At 45.4% G+C, this 1,852-nt stretch carries 2 protein-coding genes; both read left to right on the top strand.

Annotated elements, in window-relative coordinates; all coding sequences use genetic code 11:
- The first annotated feature begins 215 nt into the window (after nt 1–215).
- Nucleotides 216–1,253 (top strand): AAA family ATPase, encoded by a 1,038-nt coding sequence (locus tag B3K91_RS00855; RefSeq protein WP_292593851.1) that lies wholly within the window; start codon nt 216–218, stop codon nt 1,251–1,253.
- Nucleotides 1,237–1,758 (top strand): hypothetical protein, encoded by a 522-nt coding sequence (locus B3K91_RS00860; protein WP_292593853.1) that lies wholly within the window; start codon nt 1,237–1,239, stop codon nt 1,756–1,758. The genes B3K91_RS00855 and B3K91_RS00860 overlap by 17 nt, the downstream gene beginning before the upstream one ends.
- Nucleotides 1,759–1,852 lie beyond the last annotated feature (94 nt).

Consider the following 1,852-nt stretch of genomic DNA (forward strand, 5'->3'; position numbering starts at 1 on the left):
GCGACCTGGCGTGGTCTTTGCCAGCCTTGCGTCCCGGCACGATCTTTGCCGGCATTGCTCCGCCGATGTTCGTCGGCGCCTTGCGTCTAATCAATTAGCATCACTTCCTGCGCAGCAGCATCACGTCATGAATTGATCGCCGACGCCCTTCTCCGCCGTTTGCACTAAGGCTTTCTGCTATAATACAAGCAGTTGGCTACAAGGGGGTGAGCTAGTTGGAAGGCGCCATAAAAAGACTCACACTCACCAATTTCACGGCATTTCGAAAACTTGATCTGGAGTGCTCGCCTGGAATAAACATCTTAATTGGATCCAACGCAACAGGCAAAACTCATATCTTGAAGTGCATCTATGCGTCTTGCGATATTACACGAACCAAAGAGGACTTTGCAAGCAAACTTCTGAGGGTCTTCCTGCCTTACGGAATGAAACTTGGTAGACTGGTGAGAAGGCAGCAGAGAAGCAGCCGCGCATCAATTGTTGTGGAAAACATGAAAGAGAACAAGATTGAGCTTTCCTTTTCTAACCACGTCAAAAGCTCTTCGTCGGCTAGTGTGAAGGGGCAGGAAAAGTGGTTGAAGACGCCCATTGAATGTGCATACATCCCGGTAAAAGAGATGCTTGCGCACGCACCGGGTTTTAGATCACTGTATAACAGCAGAGAGATTCATTTTGAAGAAATCTATCCAGATATCATCGACAGAGCTTACAAGCCTATTTTGCGAGGGCGCGTCGATCAAGATCGACAACAGATTCTGACTTTGCTTCAGGACTGTATGGATGGAAGAGTGACGGTGAAGGACGAGGAGTTCTTCCTGAAGAACACACAAGGAAACCTAGAGTTCTCTCTGCTTGCTGAAGGCTTGAGAAAGTTAGCGCTTCTGTGGCTCTTGATCCAGAATGGTACTTTGCTGGAAGGCTCCATTCTCTTCTGGGATGAACCAGAGAGCAACTTGAATCCAGAAATGATAGCTTCAGTTGTGGGAATTCTGCTGAGACTCCAAAGACTAGGAGTGCAAATATTTCTCGCTACCCATGACTATGTAGTGCTGAAGCAGTTCGATCTTCAAGCCGAAGAGGAAGACAGGATCAGATACCACTCCTTGAAAAGAAAAGAGACAAAGGAGATAGTTTGCGAGAGTGAAGATAGTTACGATAAATTAAGTTCGAATTCAATATTGGCAACATATGAGAAGATGTATCACGAACAGATTATGAAGACAATGGGTGTTCAAATTGACTCGATACCTTGAAGGCGGTTATGAATTTGACTTCGGAGCAGTCCAAGTAGAAAAACTGGATAGTGAGGGGCGATCTCTGCCTATTGGTATGTCATTCGTTGATTTCGTAGTCTACGAAGAATCTAGGACGATTCTCATCGAGGTCAAAGACCCATCCCAGAAGGGAGCAACGGCCAAAGAGAGAGAGGAATTCCTCAGACAGATTCGGCAAAACACACTCATAAACGAGTCGCTGGTCCCAAAAGGAAGAGATTCCTACACCTATCTTCATCTTATGAACCAAATCCGGAGAAGATTGTTATATATAGTCATTCTTGGAATGGAGAAATATGATGAAAGTTTTGATTCTGCGCTCATCTTAGGGTTTCAGGATCGTCTAGGACAGAGATTGAACAAAGAAACGGAAGTCCCGTGGAAAATCAAGTACATTGATGACGTACTTGTGCTGACAACAGAAAAATGGAGTGAGGTCTTCCCAAACTATAAAATAAGTAGGCCGGGAAATAAGCCTACATGAGAAACATTTCGCTACGAGAGACTACTGAGCATAGCCGTGAACCGGAAGATCCAGTTTTCGCGGGACGACAGAAGAACCGCTGAACGCTTTAAAA

Source organism: Mesotoga sp. UBA5847, assembly GCF_002432735.1.
Lineage (GTDB): Bacteria > Thermotogota > Thermotogae > Petrotogales > Kosmotogaceae > Mesotoga.